This window comes from Mycobacterium sp. G7A2, from assembly GCF_041902445.1.
In the GTDB taxonomy this organism is placed as follows: Bacteria; Actinomycetota; Actinomycetes; order Mycobacteriales; family Mycobacteriaceae; genus Mycobacterium.
Genome location: NZ_CP169251.1, coordinates 1,730,217 through 1,748,601, shown reverse-complemented (window position 1 = coordinate 1,748,601; position 18,385 = coordinate 1,730,217). Strand labels below are relative to the sequence as shown.

At 69.1% G+C, this 18,385-nt stretch carries 15 protein-coding genes; 7 read left to right on the top strand and 8 right to left on the bottom strand.

Features of this window, described 5'->3' with window-relative positions:
* Positions 1 to 4: 4 nt before the first annotated feature.
* Both ACEWX3_RS08595 and ACEWX3_RS08590 read right to left on the bottom strand, forming a co-directional pair.
* Positions 5 to 1,513, bottom strand: a complete 1,509-nt coding sequence (locus ACEWX3_RS08595; RefSeq protein WP_207068283.1) for an APC family permease — start codon at positions 1,511 to 1,513, stop codon at positions 5 to 7.
* Positions 1,514 to 1,615: 102 nt separating this feature from the next.
* Positions 1,616 to 2,536 (bottom strand): LysR family transcriptional regulator, encoded by a 921-nt coding sequence (locus tag ACEWX3_RS08590; RefSeq protein ID WP_207068284.1) that lies wholly within the window; start codon positions 2,534 to 2,536, stop codon positions 1,616 to 1,618.
* A gap of 79 nt (positions 2,537 to 2,615) precedes the next feature.
* On the opposite strand from ACEWX3_RS08590, the gene dapD reads away from it, so the two are divergent.
* Positions 2,616 to 3,569 (top strand): 2,3,4,5-tetrahydropyridine-2,6-dicarboxylate N-succinyltransferase, encoded by a 954-nt coding sequence (dapD, locus tag ACEWX3_RS08585; protein WP_207068285.1) that lies wholly within the window; start codon positions 2,616 to 2,618, stop codon positions 3,567 to 3,569.
* Positions 3,570 to 3,658: 89 nt separating this feature from the next.
* Positions 3,659 to 4,627 (top strand): diguanylate cyclase, encoded by a 969-nt coding sequence (locus tag ACEWX3_RS08580; RefSeq protein WP_374159183.1) that lies wholly within the window; start codon positions 3,659 to 3,661, stop codon positions 4,625 to 4,627.
* Here the strand turns inward: ACEWX3_RS08580 and ACEWX3_RS08575 are convergent.
* Together ACEWX3_RS08575 and ACEWX3_RS08570 are read right to left on the bottom strand one after the other, a co-directional pair.
* Positions 4,624 to 5,340, bottom strand: a complete 717-nt coding sequence (locus tag ACEWX3_RS08575) for a M15 family metallopeptidase (RefSeq protein ID WP_374159182.1) — start codon at positions 5,338 to 5,340, stop codon at positions 4,624 to 4,626. The two genes, ACEWX3_RS08580 and ACEWX3_RS08575, sit on opposite strands and share 4 nt — an antisense overlap.
* Before the next feature lie 41 nt (positions 5,341 to 5,381).
* Positions 5,382 to 6,800, bottom strand: a complete 1,419-nt coding sequence (locus ACEWX3_RS08570) for an acyl-CoA synthetase (protein WP_374159181.1) — start codon at positions 6,798 to 6,800, stop codon at positions 5,382 to 5,384.
* Positions 6,801 to 6,833: 33 nt separating this feature from the next.
* Between ACEWX3_RS08570 and ACEWX3_RS08565 the strand changes: the two genes are divergently transcribed.
* From ACEWX3_RS08565 to ACEWX3_RS08555, 3 genes are all read left to right on the top strand, one after another.
* Positions 6,834 to 7,382 carry an NUDIX domain-containing protein gene (locus ACEWX3_RS08565; protein ID WP_374159180.1) on the top strand — a complete coding sequence of 183 codons (549 nt, stop codon included), beginning with the start codon at positions 6,834 to 6,836 and terminating at the stop codon, positions 7,380 to 7,382.
* 163 nt (positions 7,383 to 7,545) lie between these two features.
* Positions 7,546 to 8,037 carry a hypothetical protein gene (locus tag ACEWX3_RS08560; protein WP_207068289.1) on the top strand — a complete coding sequence of 164 codons (492 nt, stop codon included), beginning with the start codon at positions 7,546 to 7,548 and terminating at the stop codon, positions 8,035 to 8,037.
* Between the two features lie 97 nt (positions 8,038 to 8,134).
* Positions 8,135 to 9,796: a nucleobase:cation symporter-2 family protein gene (locus tag ACEWX3_RS08555; protein ID WP_207068290.1), complete on the top strand. Its 1,662-nt coding sequence runs from the start codon at positions 8,135 to 8,137 to the stop codon at positions 9,794 to 9,796.
* An 83-nt stretch (positions 9,797 to 9,879) separates the two neighbouring features.
* Here the strand turns inward: ACEWX3_RS08555 and ACEWX3_RS08550 are convergent, their stop codons facing one another.
* From ACEWX3_RS08550 to fdxA, 3 genes are read right to left on the bottom strand one after another with little or no spacing between them, the layout of a single operon-like run.
* Positions 9,880 to 13,302, bottom strand: a complete 3,423-nt coding sequence (locus ACEWX3_RS08550) for a proline dehydrogenase family protein (RefSeq protein WP_374159179.1) — start codon at positions 13,300 to 13,302, stop codon at positions 9,880 to 9,882.
* A 49-nt stretch (positions 13,303 to 13,351) separates the two neighbouring features.
* On the bottom strand, positions 13,352 to 14,455 hold the full coding sequence (dapC, locus tag ACEWX3_RS08545; protein WP_374159810.1) for a succinyldiaminopimelate transaminase: 1,104 nt from the start codon (positions 14,453 to 14,455) through the stop codon (positions 13,352 to 13,354).
* Between the two features lie 37 nt (positions 14,456 to 14,492).
* A complete protein-coding gene (fdxA, locus tag ACEWX3_RS08540) occupies positions 14,493 to 14,816 on the bottom strand; it encodes a ferredoxin (protein WP_152518213.1) in 324 nt (107 codons plus the stop codon).
* 280 nt (positions 14,817 to 15,096) lie between these two features.
* Between fdxA and ACEWX3_RS08535 the strand changes: the two genes are divergently transcribed.
* Positions 15,097 to 15,657 (top strand): PadR family transcriptional regulator, encoded by a 561-nt coding sequence (locus ACEWX3_RS08535; protein ID WP_207068292.1) that lies wholly within the window; start codon positions 15,097 to 15,099, stop codon positions 15,655 to 15,657.
* Complete coding sequence (locus tag ACEWX3_RS08530) at positions 15,654 to 17,681, top strand: FAD-dependent oxidoreductase (protein ID WP_374159178.1); 2,028 nt, start codon at positions 15,654 to 15,656, stop codon at positions 17,679 to 17,681. Before ACEWX3_RS08535 ends, ACEWX3_RS08530 begins: the two co-directional genes overlap by 4 nt.
* Here the strand turns inward: ACEWX3_RS08530 and ACEWX3_RS08525 are convergent.
* Positions 17,599 to 18,339, bottom strand: a complete 741-nt coding sequence (locus tag ACEWX3_RS08525) for a YitT family protein (RefSeq protein ID WP_374159177.1) — start codon at positions 18,337 to 18,339, stop codon at positions 17,599 to 17,601. The two genes, ACEWX3_RS08530 and ACEWX3_RS08525, sit on opposite strands and share 83 nt — an antisense overlap.
* Between the last annotated feature and the right edge of the window lie 46 nt (positions 18,340 to 18,385).

Genomic DNA, 18,385 nt, shown 5'->3' with positions numbered 1-18,385 from the left:
TCGATCAGATGCCGTGGGTCTTGGCGAAGTGGGCGCCGGCCTCGCCCTGGCGGAGCCGGGACCGTAGCCCGGTCATCCACCAGATGGCCGCGACCACGACGATGCCGAGGAAGACCCACTTGTTGGAGGTGAACTGCGGGAGGAACAGCAGCGCGATCGCGACACCGATGAAGACCACCAGCGCCGTCACGTACAGCGGCAGCCGGAACCGGCCGAGGTCGAAGGTGCCTGGTTCGCCCTGCGGGATGGTGCCTCTGCGGTAGCCCACCAGCAGGCCGATGGTCTGCAGGATGTACACGGAGAAGAACAGCAGCGAGGCGATCCCGATGATGTAGTTGAACGCCTTCTCGTTGACCAGGGCCGACAGCAGCAGCACCGTGGACAGGCAGCCGAGTCCCAGGACGGCATAGGTGGGCGCCTTGCTCTTCGCCGAGACATGGCGCCAGACATGCGAGAACGGCAGCATGTTGTCGCGCGCCATCGAGTAGGTCAACCGGGTGGCCACCAGGATGTTGGCCAGCAGGCACGCCAGGATGTTCGTCAGGGCCACCGCGACAATGACTTTGGTGACCACCGGGCCGGCCTGTTGGGTGATGATCTCCTCGATCGGAGCCGCGGCGTTCGCCTCGACGGCGTCGACGTCGCGGATCGCGAGCACGAAGACCATGTACATCAGCAGTTCGATGACGATCGAGGCGACCAGCGCGCAGAACATCGTCTTCGGGACGACGAAGCGGGCGTTCTTGGTCTCCTCGGCCACGTCGGCGCCGGACTCCACCCCGATCAGGCCGAAGAACGGTCCGAGTGCGGCCGCCAGCCAGGCCAGCACGTAGGCGTCCTTGTCGCCGGCCTCGCCACCGGTGAACAACACCGACAGCGGCTGGTGGTTCTCCGGCGCCGAGAACGCGATGATCGCGACCAGCGCGGTGGCTCCGACGGTGATCACCAACTCCAGGCTGACGCCGATGTTGTTGACCATCGTGGCGAACCGCACACCGTAGATGTTGATGAGCACGCACACGAACACCACGGCGATCGCGACCAGGATCTGCGCGCTCTGGCTCATGCTCCAGCCGAACAGGCCACCGAGGTAGCCGGAGAGGATGAACCCGACACCGGTCATGCCGCACACCCAGCCCATCAGCGCGATCACGCCGGTGAACCAGGCCAGATTGGGGCCGTTGATCCGGCTGACCCACTGGTAGGAGTAGCCGGCCAGCGGGAGCTTGGCGGTCAGGTCGGCGGCGATGAACGCCCACAGCGCGAACACCGCACCGGCCAGCAGCAGCGTCCAGACGAACGGGCCGCCGGCGGTGAAGTAGCCGGCGCCGAAACCGGTGAACACCGCGGTGGTGGCGCTGATGGTGGCGAAGCCGATGGCGAACGAGGCCAGCGTGCCGACCGAGCGGTCCAGCTTCTGGGTGTAGCCCAGCTCGGCGAGCTTGGCGTCTTCGGCGTTCTTCCCGTCCTTCGGCGGTTGTGAATGAGTGGTTGCTGCCACTGCGTCAGTCATGGGCACTCCAGGTCAATGCGTGGGATCGGATACCTGAAGACAGAGAACAGTCATCCGTACGACAGCGGAAGTTCGATCATTTGATGTGGTGATAAACGCAGGTTATAAGTCCGCGTCCGGTGGCTCCCGATCACCGGTCTCCCCGAAATTCCACTGTGTTTGGACATGGCGGACCAGGGCCTCGGCCTGCGGACTGAGTACGGCCGGATGCCAGGCGAGCGCGGTGTGGCTCGGGGGACGGTCGGCGATCGGCACGTAGACGATCCCGGGCCGGTCGTAGAACCGGGCCACCGAGGACGTGGTGAAGCTGATCCCCAGACCGCGTGCGATGGCCGTCGTCTCTGCCTCGTATGTCGCCGCGACCGCCGCGATGTTCGGCGGCCGGTTACCGCGCACGTCCATGGCCAGCCAGTAGTCCCGCCAGCTACCCGCGGTCAGGGGCGCGCACACGATCGGGTCGTCGAGCAGTTCGGTGATGGCGACCTCGGATCGCTGCGCCAGTCGGTGATCGCGCGGCAGGCACGCCACCCACGACTCGGAATCCAGGATGAGCATGCGGTGCTCGGGCAGGTCCACGGGCGGGCGGATGATGGCGACCTCGGTGGTGCCGTCGGCGAGACCCGCGGTCGGATCGGCGAAGTCGAACTCGATGGGCTCCACCCTGACGAACGGATAGGCGGCCTCGAAGTGGCGGACCAGCCGGAACAACAGGTCGGCGCCCGTACCGATGAGGTAGCCGACCCGCAGCACACCCCGGCGGGTGCCCGACAGCATGACCAGGTTGTCCACCACCGCGTCGACACCGGACAGGGCCTGCCGCACCTGGGGCAGCCACGCCGCGCCGAGGTCGCTCAACGCGACCTCGCGGGTGTTGCGCCGGAACAGCACGACGCCGAACTGCTGCTCGAGTTGTTTGATCGCTGTCGACAGCGCGGGTTGGGTGATGAACAGTTTCTCCGCCGCCCGCCGATAGTTCAGCTCCTCGCCGAGGACGGCGAAATACCGCAGCTGGCGCAGCGTCACGTCGACGGTCGTGATGGGCCTCCTACCTGCTCGCGGACGGTGTGAAGCGATGCTAGGCGCACCGGTAACCTGAAGCACCGTGACTTCTGCATCTGGTGCATCTGGGATTGGGCTGGCGACGGTCGCGGCGGACGGATCGGTCCTGGACACCTGGTTCCCGGCTCCCGAACTCAGCGCCGACGGCCCGTCGGCCACGGTGCGGCTGTCGGTGGCCGAAGTACCCGACGACCTCGCCGAACTGGTCGGCACCGACGACGACCGCGGCGTCGAGGTCATCGCGGTGCGCACCGTGATCGAGTCGCTCGACGACAAGGCCGTCGACGCCTACGACGCCTACCTTCGCCTGCACCTGCTGTCGCATCGGCTGGTGCCTCCGCACGGGCTGAACGCCGACGGATTCTTCGGCGTGCTGACCAACGTGGTGTGGACCAACCACGGCCCCTGCGCCGTCGACGGCTTCGAGATCGTGCGCGCGCGGTTGCGCCGCCGTGGCCCGGTCACGGTCTACGGCGTGGACAAGTTCCCCCGCATGGTCGACTACGTGCTGCCGTCCGGGGTGCGCATCGCCGACGCCGACCGGGTGCGCCTGGGCGCGCACCTGGCGTCGGGCACGACCGTGATGCACGAGGGCTTCGTCAACTACAACGCCGGCACGCTGGGCAACTCGATGGTCGAGGGCCGTATCTCGGCGGGCGTCGTCGTCGGCGACGGATCCGACGTCGGCGGCGGCGCGTCGATCATGGGCACCCTGTCCGGCGGTGGCACCGAGGTGATCTCGGTGGGCCAACGCTGCCTGTTGGGTGCCAACGCCGGGTTGGGCATCTCGCTCGGGGACGACTGCGTGATCGAGGCCGGCCTGTACGTGACCGCCGGAACCAAGGTGCAGACCGGCGACGGTCAGACCGTCAAGGCCCGCGAGCTGTCGGGAGCGAACAACCTGTTGTTCCGCCGCAACTCGGTGACCGGGGCCGTCGAGGTCGTCAAGCGCGACGGCACCGGCATCACGCTCAACGAGGCCCTGCACGCCAACTGATCTCCCGCGGGCGCGGGAGATCACCCGCGAGCAGGCGTGGCGACGGCACGCTGTTGACGGTTCGCGCCGGCGCAGGCAGATTGAGCAACGTGTATCGCCCCACCTCCCTCGCCGGCGCAGACAGCGGCGGTCTGGGTGAGCAACGCACGCGATTGCTGCGAATCTATCTGGGCGCTACCACATTCCTGTATCTCTACGGTGTGGTGTTCACGTTGTTCCCGGTGCGCACCGATCTACGTTTCGCAAACCCGGCCGGCGGCATCGTCGCCATCGCACTCGGTCTGGCGGCGCTCGGGTGGCTCGCGTTCCGGCCAGATCGGGTGGCCCCGGCCATCGTCTGCGCTGTCGCCGCCACACCCCTGGTGATGGCGTTTCACGTCACCCTCACCGCCGAATACATGTGCCTGATCGCGCCGATGTTTCTGGCGATGTACCTGCGGGCCTTCTATCCACCCGGGCAGGCGTGGGCCATGATTGCTGCCCTCACGCTGGCCTGTCTGGTCGCCGTGGCTGTCGCGCCGGCCCCGCACGTCGGCGTGATCACCTTCCTCATCATCGCGGTGGCGATCGTCGGCGCTGCCGAGTCGTTCGGCGTGCTGATCCGGGCGATGTTCGCCGCCGCCTGCACCGATCCGCTCACCGGGCTGCTCAACCGGGCAGGCTGGGAGGTCGGAACGACGTCGCTGCTGAAGCGATTTCAGTCAGATCCGGTGACGGTCACCGTCGTCGCCCTCGACATCGACGGGCTCAAGACCCTCAACGACACCTACGGACATCTGGCCGGGGACCGTCGCATCACCGACTACGCCGACCACTGGAAGCACGCCCTGCCCCGGGACGGGGTACTGGCCCGTCTCGGAGGAGACGAGTTCGCCGCCTGCATCACCGGGGATCGCATCCAAGGATTCTTGGACGCGATCGAACGGCATACCCCTGAGGTCAGCGTCGGGGTCGCGACGCGGAGCTCTGTGGATGCCCGCGTCGCCGAGATGTATGCCGAGGCCGATGCCGCGCTCTACCGGAGCCGAGGCCGGCCGCTGCGCGACGAGCGCCGCTAGCCCGCGGCGTTGGGGAGCAGCGGGGGGCAGTTGCCGTACTGGTCGGTGGCGAGCTCGAAATGCCAGATCTCGTTGGCATAGATCTGGCACAGGCCGAACTGTCTGCCGTTGGCGATCAACCACATGTCGGCTTCGACCGGCGCGATGTCCACCGCCTGGCCGGTGACGTGCTTGGACACGTCGGGGCCGGCGACCAGCTCGGCCGCCGCGGCCACACTGCCGTAATTGCGCACGGCGTTGTCGAACAGCCTCTGCTGGAAACCTTTCGAGCGCCAGCCGGAGTTGACCCTGATGTCCACGCCCTGACTCTGGGCCGCACGGGCGGCATCCTGGACCGCCCGCAGCAGCGCCGGATCCAGTTGCGAAAGAATCGGATTGGAAACATCAAACGGCGAGAGCGTGGCGCCGTCGGGCAGCCAGCCGCCGGTGGTGTCGACAGCGGCGTCGCCGATGCGCAACGGATCTGACGGCACCGGGCCCCCGGGCGGTGGGGCCAGCGGTGCGAGTGGAGGCGTCAACGCCAGCGGCTCAGACGGCGACGGGGGCACCGGCGTCGGTGGTGGTGGCGTCACCGGAGGCTGTGGTGTCGCCGGCGGAGGTTGCTGCGGCGACTCCGGAGTGGCGTGGGACGGCGCGGCTCCGGTGGCGCCGACCGTCAACGCGACGCACAGCGCGCCGCCGACGGCAGCGAGCGCGCGCAGAATGCCGGACATGCGGGGCGCGTCGCGTGCAGACGCGCGCGGTCGCGGAGTCGTCAGAGCCATTGGGTGAGTTCCTTTTTCAGGACCTTGCCCATCGCGTTCCGGGGCAGGCTGTCGACGATGCGGACCACCCGGGGCCGCTTGTGCACCGACAGCTCGCGGGCGACGAACTCGATCAGTTCCTCGGGTTCGGCGTCACCGACGACGAACGCCACGATGCGCTGACCGAGATCCTCGTCGGGCGCGCCGATCACCGCGGCCTCGCGCACCCCGTCGTGACCGAGCAGCACGGTCTCGATCTCGCCGGCCCCGATCCGGAAACCGCCGCTCTTGATCAGGTCCACCGACTCGCGCCCGACGATGCGGTGCATCCCGTCACCGTCGATCGTCGCGACGTCACCGGTGTGATACCACCCGTCGTCTGACAGCACCTCGGCCGTGGCGTCGGGACGGTTGAGGTAACCGTCGAACAGCGTCGGGCTCGACACGTACAGCCGCCCGATCGACTCGCCGTCGTGTGCCACCTCACCGCCGTTCTCCGAGCGCAGCCGGGTCCGAACGCCGTTGAGCGGCAGCCCCACCGAGCCGGGTCGACGCTCCCCGTCCACCCGGGTGCTCAGTGTGATCAACGATTCCGTGCTGCCGTAGCGCTCCACCGGCTGGTGCCCGCTGAGTGCCGCCAGCCCGTCGAAGACCGGCACCGGCAACGCCGCGCTGCCGGAGACCAGCAGGCGCGCAGGAGCCAGCGCCCGCGCAGCGGCGCCGTCGTCGACGATGCGCGACCACACCGTCGGCACCCCGAACAGCAACGACCCGCCGTACTCCGCGACGGCGTGCGCGTAGGCCTCCGGCGCGGGTTTGCCGGTGTGCACGAAGCGGTTGCCGATACGCAGCGAGCCGAGCAGTCCGAGGACCAGACCGTGCACGTGGTACAGCGGCAAGCCGTGCACCAGGGTGTCCGCCGGCGTCCACTGCCAGGCCTCGGCCAGCATGTCGATGTCGGCGGCGATCGCGCGCCGACTCACCAGCACGCCCTTCGGCAACCCGGTGGTCCCCGAGGTGTAGATGATCAGCGCCGTCGCATCCAGCGACGGTTCGGCGTAGCGATGCCACGACCGGGCGTGCAGCCGCACCGGGATGTGACCGATACCGCCCAGGTCGTCGGGCTTGTCCCCCAGCCACGCCTGCGCGCCCGAATCGGTGAGGATGTGGCGGCGTTCGGCGGCCCCGACGTCGGCAGGCACGGGCACGACCGGCACCCCGGCGATCAGGCAGCCCGTGATCGCCAACACGGTGGCCGCGGTGGGCCGGGCCAGCACGGCGACCTGACGCGCGCCGGCCACCCGCTCGGCCACCGACGTCGCCGCCCCGACCAGATCGCTGCGGCTCAGGGTCACGCCGTCGATGCGCACGGCGTCGCCGATGTCGGCGCCGGCGGCGACGGCCGCGGGGTTCAGGGAGTCCAGCAGCACGGCAACTGAGGCTACTCCCCGCATACTGGGGCGGTGGATTCCATCCGAGCCGTCGGGTCACGTGAGGTGTATCGGAACAGCTGGTTGACGATCCGCGAAGACGACATCCGCAGACCGGACGGCAGCCCCGGCGTCTACGCGGTGGTCGACAAGCCGACGTACGCGCTGGTCATCCCCCGCGTGTCTGACTCCGACGGGGAACGCTTCCATCTGGTCGAGCAGTTCCGCTATCCGCTGGGCCTGCGGCGCTGGGAGTTCCCGCAGGGCACGGCGCCGGACCGCGCGGACCTCGACGGCACCGAGCTCGCGGCCCGGGAACTGCGTGAGGAAACGGGACTGCGGGCCGATTCGCTGACCGAGCTCGGGCTGCTCGACGTGGCCCCGGGCATGAGCAGCCAGCGCGGCCGTGTCTTCCTGGCCACCGGCATCACCGAGGGCCCGCACGATCGCGAGCACGAGGAGCAGGACATGCGCAGCGCATGGTTCGCCCGCAGTGAGGTGGAGCAGATGATGCGCGACGGTGTGATCACCGACGCGCAGTCGATCGCCGCGTGGACGCTGCTGCTGTTGGCCGGCGCCTGACGGCTGACACCGAAGCCCGTTCCCGGGGAACGTCATTGGCCCACCCGGGACCGAGACCAACCCGTGACGCAACCGTGGCCCAACCGGTCGTGTCGGGTGACGGTCCCGATGATCGGGGCAATTAGGTTGGGGTGGACATCTCTTGACTCGACGTGAGGTAACCATGCCCGCCCTCCGGACCGCTGTTGTCTGCGCGGCGCTCGTCGCCGCGGCCGGTGGGGTCACCGCAGGCCCGGCCCAGGCGGCACCGCTGTGGAGCGGTCGCTACACCGTGGTCACCTACGCCTCGGAGAAGATCGGCACCAGCGTCGCCGCCCGCCAACCCGAGCCCGACTTCAGCGCGCAGTACACGTTCAGCACCAGTTGCACCAGCACGTGTGTGGCGGTGGCCGGCGACGGCCCCGCGCCGACCAACCCCACCATCCCGCAGCCCAGCCGCTACACCTGGGACGGTAAGCAGTGGGTGTTCAACTACACCTGGCAGTGGGAGTGTTTCCGCGGGTCCGACGTCCCCTCCGAGTACGCCGCCGCGCGCTCGCTGGTGTTCTATGCGCCGGCTCCCGACGGCACCATGTACGGCACCTGGCGCACCGAGATCCTCGAAGGACTCTGCCGCGGCACCGTGATCATGCCGGTGGCGGCCTACCCCGCGTAATTCAACGGTCACACCGTCACAAAGCGGCAGAAACGCCCTTCTTCCAGGATGGGTCCACCGGTCGCGCTGCCGCGCGGCGTCTGACAGGTGGGGAGACATGGCGACGTTCACCAAGATCTTCAGTGAGGGCAGCCCCCGACCGCGCCCGGTCGACGAGATCCCCCCGCTGAGACGACTGCTGCCGCTCGGTGTCCAACACGTCCTCGCCATGTACGCCGGGGCGGTGGCGGTCCCCCTGATCGTCGGCGGCGCCATGGTCGGCGCCGGCCAGCTGCAGCAGTCCGACATCGTGCACCTGATCATGGCCGACCTGTTCGTCGCCGGGATCGCGACCATCATCCAGGCCGTCGGGTTCTGGCGGTTCGGGGTGCGCCTTCCGCTGATGCAGGGCGTGACGTTCGCCGCCGTCGGCCCGATGATCACCATCGGCCTCAACCACGGCGTCACCGCGATCTACGGCTCGGTGATCGCCTGCGGACTGTTCATGATGCTGATGGCGCCGGTGTTCGGCAAGCTCATCAGGTTCTTCCCGCCGCTGGTGACCGGCACCATCATCCTGATCATCGGGGTGTCGCTGATGCGGGTGGCGGCCGGCTGGTTCGGCGGCGGCACCGGCAACGGGGCCGATTTCGGCTCGCCCGCGTCGATCGGGATGGGGTTCTTCACGCTGGTGGTGATCATCGCGATCGAACGGTTCGCGCCGGAGAGCGTGCGGCGGGTGTCGATTCTGCTCGGCCTTCTTGTCGGCACCGTCGTCGCAGTGCCGTTCGGGATGACCGACTGGAGCCACATGGCCGATTACGGCTGGGTCGGCATCGTCACGCCGTTCCAGTTCGGCGTGCCGACGTTCGAGATCAGCTCCGTCATCGCGCTGCTCATCGTCGCGATCGTGATCATGACGGAGACGACCGGCGACATCGTCGCCGTCGGCGAGATCGTCGAGGAGAAGATCACGCCCCGCCGGCTGGCCGACGGACTGCGCGCCGACGGCCTGGGCACTGTCATCGGCGGGGTGTTCAACACCTTCCCCTACACCGCGTTCGCGCAGAACGTCGGGTTGGTCGCGATCACCGGGGTCAAGACGCGCCACGTCGCGACCGTCGCCGGCATCATCCTGGTTCTGCTGGGACTGCTGCCGAAGATGGCCGCGGTGGTGGAGGGAATCCCGCTGCCGGTGCTGGGCGGCGCCGGGGTGGCGTTGTTCGGGATGGTGGCCGCCAGCGGTGTGCGCACGTTGACGAAGGTGGCGTTCAACAACACCAACATCCTGGTGGTGGCGATCTCGGTGGGCGTCGCGATGCTCACCGAGGCCAAGCTGTACTACACCGACCGGGCGCTGGCCGAGGCACCTGTCAACGTGGCGCTGGACCTCTATCACCAGTTCCCCGACTGGTTCCAGACCATCTTCCACTCGGGGATCTCGGCGGGCGCGATCACCGCGATTCTGTTGAACCTGCTGTTGAACACCCGCCGCACCGAGGACGACGACGGCGACCTGGCCGCCTTCGACGCGCCCCGCGGCGCGCTGCCCGACCCCCGCGACGCGCTGCGCGCCGCGGACCCGTCCACCCCACCCGAGGAGCTGGAGGCGCTGGCGCACAAGGACTCCGGCCTGCACACGATCATCGTGACCAATCCGTCGACGTATGTGACGACGTGCGAGTGGATCCGGGCGCAGGGCAGTCCGCAGGTCGATCAGGTGTATCTGAAGTGGGACGCGGTGACCGAGGGCAGGTTCTCCCGGCGTAGCCGCGAGTAACCACAAGCCTCGTTCAGACTGCATCCAGCGCGGACTTGTGCGAGTGGACGCCGCGCTGAGCGCAGTCTCAACGCTTAAATGGGCTAGGGGAACAAGCCTTCGGTGAGGGCGGTCGGCGAGCCGAACCGGTGGGCGGTGATCGCCACCGCCTGCTCGCGCAGGAACGTCAGCAACTCGACACGGCCCGCCTCGACCACCGGGTGGGCGTAGAGCGCGACGTCGGGCCTGCCGTCGCTGGCCTCGGCGAAATCCGCTCTGCTGCCGCCGAGCAGACGCACCCGGGCCGGCGGATCGGTGCGCAGCACCGCACGCCACGCGTCGGCGTCGTCGACGCGATAGGTGACCCCGCACGACCGGAGCCGTTCGGCGACAGCGCCGTCGAGCGGCGCCGGCGTCGACACGGTCACGTCGGAGCCGGCGAGAAGACCCGCGCCGACGACCCGCAGCAGAGCCGCGAGATGGCCGTCCTCGGCGCGGACCGTCACCGGCACCGGCCGGTACCTGAAGACGTTGCGCTCGGCGGTCAGGCCCGAGACGTCACGGGCCACCCCGAACTCCTCCGACCAGGCCAGCGCGTCGGAGTGCAGCGACCTCGCCAGGAAATCACGATCGGCGTCGTCGAGAACGAAGTGCTCTGCGTGGTCGAGGAATTGGCGAAGTTCGCGACGGAGCTGCCCGCGCCTGGTCGCGGCCGCGCTGCGCCAATCACCGAGCCCGATCAGATAATTCGGGCCGCCCGCCTTCGCGCCGGGCCCCACCGAGGACTTCTTCCAGCCGCCGAACGGCTGCCGCCGCACGATGGCACCGACGATCGACCGGTTCACGTAGGCATTTCCCGCTTCGACGCGCTCGAGCCAGCGTTCGATCTCACCGCGATCGAGCGTGTGCAGACCCGCCGTCAGGCCGTAGTCGACCTGGTTCTGGATGGCGATCGCGTCGTCGAGGTCCGCGGCGTCGATCAGACCGAGTACCGGACCGAAGTACTCGGTGAGGTGGTATTCCGAGCCGCGACGGACACCGGTTTTCACGCCGGGCGACCAGAGCCGGCCGGTGTCGTCGAGGCTGCGCGGCTCGACCAGCCACTGCTCCCCCGGCGCCAGTTCGGTGAGCGCGCGCAGCAGCTTGCCGTCGGCCCGTTCGATGATCGGCCCCATCTGCACGGTCGGGTCGGCCGGATACCCGACCTTCAGGGACGTCACGGCGTCCACGAGCTGGTCGCGGAACCGCGCCGACCGCGCGACGGATCCCACGAGGATGCCCAGCGATGCCGCCGAGCACTTCTGACCGGCATGCCCGAACGCCGAGTACACCAGGTCTTTGACCGCCAGGTCGATGTCGGCGTGCGGGGTGATCACGATGGCGTTCTTGCCGCTGGTCTCGGCGAGCAGGCACAGCTCGGGCCGGAAGCTGCGGAACAGCGCGGCGGTGTCGAACGCGCCGGTGAGGATCAGCCGGGCGACGCGCGGGTCGGACACCAGCTGGGTGCCGAGGTCGCTCTCGTCGACGTGCACCAGTTGCAGCACGTCGCGCGGCACTCCGGCGTCCCACAGTGCCTGCACCATCACCGAGCCGCACCGGCGAGCCTGGGTGGCGGGTTTGATGATGACCGGGCTGCCCGCCGCGAGCGCGGCCAGTGTGCCGCCTGCGGGGATGGCGACCGGGAAGTTCCACGGTGGTGTCACGACGGTCAGGCCCACCGGCACCGCTGTCGCCCCGTCGACGTGATCGAGCTTCTCGGCGAGGCTGGCATAGTAATTGGCGAAGTCGACGGCCTCGGAAACCTCGGGATCGCCCTGGTCGAGGGTCTTGCCGGTCTCGGCGGCCATCACCTCGAGCAGTGCCGGTCGGCTGGCCTCGAGGCTCGCGGCCGCGCGGCGGAGGACGACGGCGCGCTGGGCGCCGGTGAGCGCCGACCAGTTCGCCCCCGCACGGACGCCGTCGGCGATGACCGAGTCGAGTGCGTCCGCGCCGGTGATGGTGTGCTCGTCCACCAGAGCCACCCCGGCGCTCGAGTCCGCAATGTGCCCGGTGATCGTCCGCCCCCACTCCCGGTTTCCGGGCAGCGCGGGATCGGTGTCGGCAACGTTGGAGAACGGCTCGCGCACCGCGGCCGACGGGTCGTCGCTGCGCCGGTCCTGGCGGCGCTTCGGCGACGGTACGTCGGTCATCGCAGCGTGGTCGTCGAGAGCGGCCAGCGACGCCACGAACCTGTCCTTCTCACGCTGGAAAAGTGCGTCGTCGCTGTGCAATTCGAACACCGCGGACATGAAGTTGTCCTGGCTGGCGCCCTCCTCGAGCCTTCGTACCAGGTAGGAGATCGCGACGTCGAAGTCCTGCGGATGCACCACGGGCACGTAGAGCAGCAGACCGCCGACCGTCCCGCGCACCGCCTCGGCCTGCGCCTCGGCCATGCCCAGCAGCATCTCGAACTCGACGCCGTCGCGGACCCCGCGGCGCCCGGCCAGCGTCCACGCGTAGGCGATGTCGAACAGGTTGTGACCGGCGACGCCGATCCGCACGTTCTCGGTGCGGTCAGCGTGCAGCGCGTAGTCCAGGACTCGCTTGTAGTGGGTGTCGGTGTCCTGCTTGGTGTCCCAGGTGGCCAGAGGCCAGCCGTGCAGTGACGCCTCGACGTGCTCCATCGGCAGGTTGGCCCCCTTGACCAGACGGACCTTGATGGCGGCGCCGCCCCGAGCCCGGCGGGCCCGGGCCCAGTCCTGCAGCCGGATCATCGCCGCCAACGCATCGGGCAGGTAGGCCTGGAGCACGATGCCGGCTTCCAGCCTCAGCAGCTCGGGGCGGTCCAGTAGTCGGGTGAACACAGCGAGCGTGAGCTCGAGATCGCGGTACTCCTCCATGTCCAGGTTGATGAACTTGCGCGTCGATGACGTGGCCGCCTGCGTGAACAGCGGCAGCAGGCTGGCTTCGATGTGGTCCACCGCTTCGTCGAACGCCCACGCTGAATGCGGCGGGACCGTCGCCGAGACCTTGATCGACACGTAGTCGACGTCGGGTCGCGCGAGGAGCTTCTCGGTGCCGCTGAGCCGGCGCTCGGCTTCGCGGCGGCCGAGCACCGCCTCGCCCAGCAGGTTGATGTTGAGTCGGACGCCGCGTTCGCGGATCCGGGCGATCGATCGGCCCAGCCGAGCGTCGGTGGCATCGACCAGCAGATGGCCCACCATCTCGCGAAGCGCCCGCTGCGCGATCGGGATGACGACACCGGGCGCGACGAGCGACGCCACCGCGCCGAGTCTGATCAGCAGGCGCAGATGCCAGGGCAGGAAGCGCGGCGAATGCCGGGCCAGTTCACGCAGGTTGGCCGCCGCGACGCGATGGTCGTCCGGGCGGATCACCCGGTCGACGAACCCGACGGTGAAGTCGAGTCCGGAGGGGTCGCGCAGCACGTCGGCCAGGCGACGCGCGGCAGGGGCCACCGGCCGGCCCGCGGCGTCGTCGAGCCAGTGCCGGACGAGATGTTCGACCTCCGCCACAAGCTGATCGTCCATCCACCCATGATGGTGCGAATCGGGCGCGTTGTGCGACGCTCCGGGTGTTTCAGCGCGCCGGATCTGCCAGTCGCTGCGCCGCCGCAGCGATCCGTTCATCGGTGGCGGTCAGCGCCACCCGCACGTGCCGGGCGCCCTGCGGTCCGTAGAACTCGCCGGGCGCCACCAGAATGCCCCGGTCGGCGAGCCAGGCCAGCGTCTCGCGGCACGGCTCGCCGCGGGTGGCCCACAGATACAGCCCGGCCTCGGAGTGGTCGACGGTGAATCCGGCCGAACGCAACGCCGGGAGCAGCATGTCCCGGCGGCGGGCGTAGCGACGGCGCTGCTGGTGTTCGTGCTCGTCGTCGTCGAGGGCAGCCACCATCGCGGCCTGGATCGGGGTGGGCACCATCATCCCGGCGTGCTTGCGCACGGCCAGCAACTCGGCCACCACGTCAGGGTCGCCGGCGACGAAGCCGGCACGGTACCCCGCCAGCGACGACGTCTTGGACAGCGAATGGATAGCGAGCAGCCCGGTGTGGTCACCACCGCAGACCTCGGGGTGCAGGATCGACACGGGCCGCGAGTCGTCCCACCCGAGCCCCAGGTAGCACTCGTCGGACGCGACGAGCACGCCCCGCTCCCGGGCCCAGCCGACCACTTTGCGCAGATGGTCGACGCCGAGCACCCGGCCGGTGGGGTTGCTGGGCGAATTGAGGAACACCAGCGCCGGAACGCTGGGGCCGAGCTGGGTCAACGAATCGGCCCGGACCGCACGGGCGTGGGCCAGCAGGGCCCCCACCTCGTAGGTCGGGTAGGCCAGCTCAGGCACCACGACGGTGTCGGCGGGCCCGAGGTCCATCAGGGTGGGCAGCCACGCGATCAGCTCTTTGGTGCCGATGACCGGGAGCACGGCGGCCGGGGTCAACCCGGTGATGCCGTAGCGGCGGTGCAGCGAGGCGACCATGGCCTGGCGCAGGGCCTGCGTGCCTGCGGTGGTGGGGTAACCGGGCGCCGAACTGGCCGCGGCCAGCGCCTCCCGGATGACCGGGGCCACCTCGTCGACAGGGGTGCCCACCGACAGGTCGACGATGCCGTCGGGATGCGCGCGGGCGGCCGCGGTCACGTCGGCCAGGGTGTCCCACGGGAAGACCGGCAGCGACGCCGACCTCAGTGAACGCCGGGTGACCTCGGACAACGGGGCGGGGCGCTCAGTCCTCACCCTGCGGAGGCATGTCCTTGACCACCTGCGGGTCGTTGTCGGTCTGGCCGACCTTGGACGCGCCCCCGGGTGAACCGAGCTCGGCGAAGAAGTCCGCGTTGATCTGCGTGTAGCCGCTCCACTGGTCCGGCACATCGTCCTCGTAGTAGATGGCCTCCACCGGGCACACCGGCTCGCAGGCGCCGCAGTCCACGCACTCATCCGGGTGGATGTACAGCATCCGAGCACCCTCGTAGATGCAGTCGACGGGGCATTCCTCGATGCACGCCTTGTCTTTGACGTCGACGCAGGGCTCGGCAATCGTGTACGTCACGGAACGTCTCCTCAAGTCCTCTCGAAATACCTGTCCAGTGGGCTGCTGTCCGGGCAGGGGCTTCGCTGGTCTCCCCAACAGTCTGGAGCAAGTATCCATGTCGGTTGTCGGACGGCTGTCTCAGTGTGCCCTAACTGCACGCGCAACCCTCAGTAAGGGTTGCGCGTGGTTACAGATACTAGACGTCGCACATACCCCGCGCCTAGTACCCACGCCGCTATGCATTCGGGTGCAGTGCAACTAGTTGCATAGGGATTCCGTCGACGCCTACGCTGCGCGGGTGGCGTTACCGCACGCGATCCTGGTGTCGCTGAGCGAGCAGTCCGGATCGGGGTACGAGCTGGCGCGGCGCTTCGACCGATCGATCGGGTTCTTCTGGGCGGCCACCCATCAGCAGATCTATCGGACGCTGCGAACGATGGAGAACGACGGCTGGGTGCACGCCACCGCCGTGACTCAACACGGCCGCCCGGACAAGAAGGTCTACACCGTGGCCGACGCCGGCCGCGCCGAGCTCGCGCGGTGGATCGGGGCTGCGCTGGTGGGCCGAGGCGGCTCGGTGGGCGATCACCGCATCCGCGATCTGGCCGTCAAGGTCCGCGGCGCGGCCTACGGCGACATCGCCGAACTGCGCGCACAGGTGAGCGCACTGCGCCGCGAACGCGCCGAGCTGTTGGACACCTACCGGGGTTTCCAGCAGCAGCAGTTCCCCGAGCCGGAAGCGCTGACCGGCGCCGAGCTGCACCAGTACCTCGTGCTCCGTGGCGGCATCCGGGCCGAGGAGAGCGCCGTGGGGTGGCTCGACGAGGTGACGACCGCACTGGAGGACAACAGAGCATGACCCAGCCCTATCCGCGTCTGCTCTCCCCGCTGGATCTCGGCTTCACCACGCTGCGCAACCGCGTGGTGATGGGATCCATGCACACCGGGTTGGAAGACCGCTCCCGTGACATCGGCCGGCTGGCCGAGTATTTCGCCGAGCGGGCGCGTGGCGGTGTCGGACTGATCATCACCGGCGGCTATGCCCCCAACCGGACGGGCTGGCTGCTGCCGTTCGCCGCCCAGATGACCTCGAGCGCCGATGCGCGCCGGCACCGGCGCGTCACCGCGGCCGTGCATGCGGCCGGGCCGGGGACCAAGATCCTGTTGCAGGTCCTGCACGCGGGACGCTATGCGTTCCATCCCTTTTCGGCGAGCGCCTCGTCGATCAAGGCGCCCACCACACCGTTTCGGCCGCGGCGGTTGTCCAGGCGCGGGATCGAGGCCACGATCGACGACTTCGCTCGCGCGGCGACGCTGGCCCGCGAGGCCGGTTACGACGGCGTCGAGATCATGGGTAGCGAAGGTTACCTGCTCAACCAGTTCCTGGCGCCACGGACGAACAGGCGCACCGACGCGTGGGGTGGCAGCGCCGAGAAACGCCGCCGACTTCCGGTCGAGATCGTGCGCCGCACCCGCGAGGCCGTCGGAGCGGACTTCATCATCTGCTACCGGTTGTCGATGGCCGACTTCGTCTCCGACGGCCAGAGCTGGGACGAGATCGTCACGCTGGCACAGGAAGTCGAGGAAGCCGGGGCGACGCTGATCAACACCGGGATCGGCTGGCACGAAGCGCGGGTCCCGACCATCGTGACGTCGGTACCCAACAGCGCGTTCGTGGGCATCACGCACGCCCTGGCCCAGCATGTCGCAGTCCCGGTCATCGCCTCCAATCGCATCAACATGCCCGAGGCGGCCGAGCAGATCCTCACCGACACCGACATCAGCCTGATCTCGATGGCCCGGCCGCTGTTGGCCGACCCCGACTGGGTGCGCAAGGCCGGCGCCGACGCTGCCGACGAGATCAACACCTGCATCGCCTGCAACCAGGCCTGCCTGGACCATGTGTTCGTCCACAAGACGGTGTCGTGCCTGCTCAACCCACGGGCCGGGCACGAGACCACGCTGACGCTGCAACCCACCCGCAGCGCCCGACGCGTCGCCGTGGTCGGGGCGGGTCCCGCGGGCCTGGCCGCCTCGGTGACCGCCGCGCAGCGCGGCCACCTGGTGACGCTGTTCGAGGCCAGTCCCCACATCGGCGGCCAGTTCGACCTCGCCCGAAGGATTCCCGGCAAGGAGGAGTTCGCCGAGACCATCCGCTACTTCACCCGCATGCTCGACAAGCACGGTGTCGATGTCCGGCTGGGCGTCCGCGCCACCGAAAGGGACCTGGCGGGATACGACGACGTCGTGCTCGCCACCGGGGTGACGCCGCGCATCCCCGCCATCGCGGGCATCGATCATCCGATGGTGGTGTCCTACGCCGAGGCGCTCACCGGCGCACCCGTCGGCCGGACCGTGGCCGTGATCGGCGCGGGCGGAATCGGATTCGACGTCAGCGAATTCCTCACCACGGCACACTCGCCCACGCTGAATCGCCGGGAGTGGCTGGCCGAATGGGGTGCGGTCGACCCCTGGGAGGCCCGCGGCGCGGTGACGACTCCGCTGCCCACCGCCGCGGACCGCGAGGTGTACCTGTTGCAGCGCAGCCCCGGCCCGCAGGGCCGCCGCCTGGGCAAGACCACCGGTTGGGTACATCGGGCGTCGTTGCGCGCCAAGGGCGTCCATCAGCTGTGCGGCGTCAACTACGAGCGTATCGACGACTCCGGGTTGCACATCAGCTTCGGCTCCGACCACCGCGACCCACGCCTGCTCGAGGTCGACAATGTGGTGATCTGCGCGGGGCAGGACCCGGTGCGCGATCTCGACGCGGCCTTGCGCCGAACCGGTTTGTGCGCCCACATCATCGGCGGCGCCGCCGAAGCGGTGGAGCTCGATGCGAAGCGGGCGATCGAGCAGGGCACCGTGCTGGCGGCGCGCCTGTAGATTCGGCGGCGGCCACGACAGGCACGGTCAGGTAGCGCAGGAAGAACTGGGTCAGCGGGCCGACGGCGAAGGCGAACACGACGGTGCCGAGTCCGACGGTGCCGCCCAGGACGAAGCCCGTCCCCAGCACCGAGACCTCGATGCCGGTGCGCACCCGGCGAAGTGGCCACCCGGTGCGCCGTGCGAGTCCGGTCATCAGGCCGTCGCGGGGGCCGGGTCCGAGTTGTGCGCCGACGTAGAGTGCGGTGGCCAGCGCGCACACCACCACGCCGGCGATGGCGTAGCCGCAGCGGGCGACCAGCGCGTCCGGCGTCGGAAGCAGCATCAGGTTGAGGTCGGCGAACGGCCCCAGCAGCACGGTGTTGAGGACGGTGCCCAGGCCGGGTTTCTGGCGCAGCGGTATCCACGCCGCCAGCACCGCGCCGGCGGTCAGGATGATGATCACGCCCAGTGTCAGCGGCAGGTGTCGCGCCACGCCCACGTGGAAGACGTCCCAGGGCGCCGCCCCGACCGCCCCCTCGATCATCAATGCGATCGACAGACCGTACAGCCAGAGGCCGATGACGAGCCGACTGACGCGTTCGGGCAGACGTCCGGCGGTGAGCTGTGCCAGCGGACCGAGATTGGCCAGCTGTGACTCGCTATTGGTTATTGCCATGCGGTCAGATTGCTCAGTATTGGCCTTTTGGTATATAGCCAATTGG

Coding starts and splice junctions, on each gene's coding strand:
- ACEWX3_RS08595 (WP_207068283.1), bottom strand. CDS start 1,513: ATGACTGACGCAGTGGCAGCAACCACTCATTCACAACCGCCGAAGGAC.
- ACEWX3_RS08575 (WP_374159182.1), bottom strand. CDS start 5,340: ATGTCCGGCATTCTGCGCGCGCTCGCTGCCGTCGGCGGCGCGCTGTGC.
- ACEWX3_RS08560 (WP_207068289.1), top strand. CDS start 7,546: ATGCCCGCCCTCCGGACCGCTGTTGTCTGCGCGGCGCTCGTCGCCGCG.
- ACEWX3_RS08555 (WP_207068290.1), top strand. CDS start 8,135: ATGGCGACGTTCACCAAGATCTTCAGTGAGGGCAGCCCCCGACCGCGC.
- ACEWX3_RS08550 (WP_374159179.1), bottom strand. CDS start 13,302: ATGGACGATCAGCTTGTGGCGGAGGTCGAACATCTCGTCCGGCACTGG.
- ACEWX3_RS08530 (WP_374159178.1), top strand. CDS start 15,654: ATGACCCAGCCCTATCCGCGTCTGCTCTCCCCGCTGGATCTCGGCTTC.
- ACEWX3_RS08525 (WP_374159177.1), bottom strand. CDS start 18,339: ATGGCAATAACCAATAGCGAGTCACAGCTGGCCAATCTCGGTCCGCTG.